Genomic DNA, 4,362 nt, shown 5'->3' on the forward strand with positions numbered 1-4,362 from the left:
GTCGGGCGCGCTGCAGGACGCCCTGACCAGCGGCCGGCTGGACATCGCCGTGCTGTACAACGCCCAGCCCTCGCGCGAACTGGACATCACGCCACTGCTGGAAGAAGACCTGCTGCTGGTGCGCGCCAGGCCGCCCGGCCTGCACGAGGACCCGCCGCCCAGCCCGGTGGCGCTGGCCGACGTGGCCAAGCTGCCCCTGGTGATCCCGACTCGGCCGAATGCGATCCGCATGCACGTGGAAGCTGCCATGGCGGACATCGGCGCGAGGGCGAACGTGGCAATGGAGATCGATGGGGTGAATGCGATTCTGGATCTGGTGCTGGATGGGGCGGGCTGCGCGATCCTGTCGCGCAATGCGCTGTTGAATACGCCGCGGCCGTCGGCTTATACGGCGCAGCAGATCGGAACGCCGCCGCTGCGGATTCGGATCGATGTGGCGACCAGTTTGCAAAGGCCGGGGACGCCGGTGCAGAAGGCGACGTTGGAGTTGATTCGGGAGACCATCGCGAAAGTGTTTGCGAGGGCGTGAAATCCGATGTGCGGTCCTGGGTCCAGGCCCGTCCTATCGGATTTGTCCGACATGGAGGCAAGCAACTGTCGGGCAAACTCAGGAGCCGCTTCCTGCCGTGACCATGGATCATCACCTTTCCTCCGCCGTTCTGGAACTCCAGGAGCGAGCCCGCGCCGTTGTCGAGCGCGATATCGCACCCAAGGCCGCCCAGGTCGATGCCGAGTGCCTTTGGCCGGCGCACTCGATGAAAGCGCTCGCGGCTGCCGGTCTCGCAGGCCTGCAGGTGCCCGCTGAGCTTGGCGGACTCGGTCAACGGCTGCTGGCGCTTTCGGTCCTGACCGAAACGATCGGCCGAATCTGCCCCTCGTCGGCATTGTGCTTCGGGATGCACTGCGTCGGCACGGCAGTGCTCGCGGCCAAGGCGACCGATCTCCAGAAGGAGAAGTACCTCGTCCCGATCGCCCAAGGAAAACATACCACCAGCCTGGCGCTCTCCGAGGCGGGAACCGGTGGGCACTTCTACATCTCGGCAACGACGCTGGCCGAAGAGGGCGAGTCGTTCATTGTCGACGGCGAAAAGCAGTTCATCACGAACGGCGGCCATGCCGACTCGTACGTGATTTCGACGGTGGCGCAGGATGTGGCCACCGGCTCGCAGTCCGGCGACTTCAGCTGCCTGGTGCTCGATGCGGACACGCCCGGCCTCGAGTGGCAGCAGGCCTGGGCCGGGTTCGGCATGCGAGGCAACTCCTCCAGAGGCCTGCTCATCCACAAGGCGCGCGTGCCCCGCGGCAACCTGCTGGGCAACAAGGGCGACCAGGTCTGGTACGTCTTCGAGGTCATCGCGCCGTTCTTCCTGATGGCCATGGCCGGCACCTACCTGGGCATCGCGCAGTCCGCTGTCGAGGCGACGGGCATGCACCTGCGAAGCCGCAAGTACAGCCACACCGGTGACGCGCTGGGCGAGATCGACGCCTTGCAGAGCCGGTATGCGGCCATGTGGATCGCGCTGGAGAAGAGCCGGGGCCTGGTGCGTGAAGCTGCTTCGCGGGGCGACGCCGCCCACCCCGAAGCGCTGCCGTTCATCCTGGCTTGCAAGGCCGATGCGGCAGAAACCGCCGTTCACCTGGCCAACGAAGCAATGTCCTTGTGCGGCGGCATCGCGTACCGCGAGAACAGCCGCCTGGCGCAGATGCTCAGGGACGCGCGGGCAGGACACGTGATGGCGCCCACCACCGACCTTCTGAAGCTCTGGCTTGGCCGCGCGTTGCTTGGTGTGCCGCTGCTGTAAGCATGCCGGCCGCGTCCACTGTCGTTTTCAGCACCCCGAACGCCCCCGGCCGTCGCGAGGCCGAGTGGGTCGCCGACGTCCTGGCATCGCTCGACGAGCAGGCTTGCATCGAGATGGAGCCGATCGAGCAGGTCGGGTGGACCTCGGTTGAGGAGCCGCAGGTGGTCGTGCTCGCGCCGTCGCTGCCGCACCAGCTTGCCGCCGCGCGTGCCGCACACGCCCGCTGGCCCCAGACCCACCTCGTGCTGATCCAGCATGCCACCGACCTGGAGCGGCGCCGGCAGGAAATGGGAATCACCCCCATGCTGGGTCGGTACTGGTCGGTGGTGGAATCCGACGATTCGGCCGTGGAGGCAACCCTACGCCAGGCGCTGAAGTCGAGCCGGCAGCGCCGGCAGCTGCGCACCACGCTTGCCGCGGCCAACGTGAGAATGGCGCAGCCCAAGCCCGTCGCAGCGACCGAATACCAGCGGCTGATCACCTCGGAGCACCATCTCTCGAACTTCCTGCGGTATTCGGCCGCGGCGGTGTTCGGGATCGACTCGGACACGCGTGTGCTGTTCTGGAGCGAGGGCACGGCGAGCTTGCTGGACATCCCTGCCGCGCGGGCCCTGGGCAAAACGCTGGCACAGCTGCTGCCGTGGGCTGCGCCGCTGCTGCAGGAACTCCGAGAATTGAAATTCGGCACGCCGCGCACCGTCGAGCAGCTGGTGGATCTCCACGGGGAGCCGCGAGCCGTGGAGGCGCTGCTGTCCGCGACCGCCGACAATGCAGCGACGCCGATGGGCGCCACGGTCGTCCTTCGGGACGTCACCGCTCGCCGCAAAGCGCAGGAGCAGCTGCGCGAGGCCAACCTGACGCTGCAGGACCTCGTGTCCGCGCGCACGCAGGAGCTCGAGAAGAGCCAACAGGCCCTGATGCAGGCGCAAAAGCTCGAAGCTGTCGGCAAGCTCACGGGCGGCGTGGCGCATGACTTCAACAATGTCCTGCAGATCATCGGCAGCAACTTGCAGCTGCTGCAGGTGCGTCTGGCCGAAGATTCGGACGAGGCCGCTCTCCTGCGCGCCGCGCTGCAAGCGGTCGATCGCGGCGCGAAGCTGTCTTCACAACTGCTCGCGTTCGCCAGGCGCCAGCCACTGGAGCCCGTGCCGCTCAACGTCAGCCGCCGTGTCGCGGAAATGGGTGATCTGCTGCGCCGCGCGCTCGGCGAAGACATCGAGCTTGAGACGGTGCTCGCGGCGCGCCTATGGACCGCCGTTGTCGATCCGAACCAGCTGGAGAACGTGATCCTCAACCTGGCGATCAACGCCCGCGATGCGATGCCCGAGGGAGGCAAGCTCACGATCGAAACCGCGAACACCATGCTGGATGACAGCTACGTGAGCGAGTTTCCGGATGTCTCATCGGGGCAGTACGTGATGGTCGCGGTGTCGGACACCGGCAGCGGCATGCCGCCCGAAGTGGTGGCCCGCGCGTTCGAGCCGTTCTTCACGACCAAGCCGGAGGGCAAGGGTACGGGACTGGGCCTGAGCATGGCCTACGGTTTCGCCAAGCAAAGCGGCGGGCACATCCGCATCTACAGCGAACCGGGGAGCGGGACATCGGTCAAGCTTTACCTGCCGCGTTCGCACGAAAAAGAGCTCGTGCTGCCGCATCGCTCTTCCGGCCCGATCGAGGGGGGCTCCGAGACCATCCTGGTCGTGGAGGACGACCTGGCCGTGCAAGCCGCAGTCGTGAACATGCTGCAGTCCCTGGGCTACCGCGTGGTTCGTGCCAACGACGCGCAGGCCGCGCTGACGATCCTGCAAAGCGGCCTCCACATCGACCTGCTGTTCACCGATGTGGTCATGCCCGGCCCGCTTCGGAGCCCCGAGCTCGCGCGCCGGGCGAAGTCTCTCTTTCCCGACCTGGGCGTGCTGTTCACAAGCGGGTACACACAGAACGCAATTGTCCATGGCGGCAAGCTCGACCCGGGCGTGGAGCTTCTGAGCAAACCGTATCGGCAGGAGGACCTCGCGCGCAAGGTCAGGCAGATCCTGGCGCAGCGGCGCCCGGCCGGGGCGCAGGCGGCCCAAGTCACTCAGGTGCCGCGCATTTTGCTGGTGGAAGACGAAGCCGATCTGCGCGACACGACGGTCCAGCTGCTGAACCTTCTCGGCTGCCAGGCCTTGGCGGTCGATTCGGCGGAAGCCGCACAGGAACTGCTCGCGCGCGAGCAGTTCGACCTGTTGATGACGGATCTGCGCCTGCCGGGGCGCAGCGGCGTCGAGCTGGCGCGAGACGCTGCGCTTCGGTACCCCGGGATGCGGCTGGTGATTTGCTCGGGCTACGGCGCTGCCGCCGACTTGCCCGCGGATGTCGTCGCAGAAAGGCTGTCCAAGCCCTACGCCTTTGCTGAACTTGAAGCGCTGGTAAAGACGCTCGGCACCGGGCGCTAGTGTAGTGCGCGCGAATTAGTTAAACTTTCGCTCGAAGGCATACTCCGATGGCCAAGGGGGTGTGATGCCATGCGGGTCGCCAAGTCGATTGAGCTGGATGGGCAGACGCAGCAGGAGCTTCG

Annotated in this window: 3 protein-coding genes; all 3 read left to right on the forward strand. The window is 66.6% G+C overall.

The annotated features are described in order from the left end of the window. Positions 1–529, forward strand: a 529-nt coding sequence (locus H0U68_RS11340; RefSeq protein WP_296355615.1) for a LysR substrate-binding domain-containing protein, incomplete at its 5' end; no start/stop codon positions are given. 103 nt (positions 530–632) lie between these two features. After that, positions 633–1,802 (forward strand): acyl-CoA dehydrogenase family protein, encoded by a 1,170-nt coding sequence (locus H0U68_RS11345; protein ID WP_296355619.1) that lies wholly within the window; start codon positions 633–635, stop codon positions 1,800–1,802. 2 nt (positions 1,803–1,804) lie between these two features. Further along, a complete protein-coding gene (locus H0U68_RS11350; RefSeq protein WP_296355617.1) occupies positions 1,805–4,240 on the forward strand; it encodes a response regulator in 2,436 nt (811 codons plus the stop codon). Positions 4,241–4,362 lie beyond the last annotated feature (122 nt).

Origin of the sequence: Ramlibacter sp. (genome assembly GCF_013697775.1) — a bacterium.
Taxonomy (GTDB): domain Bacteria; phylum Pseudomonadota; class Gammaproteobacteria; order Burkholderiales; family Burkholderiaceae_C; genus Ramlibacter.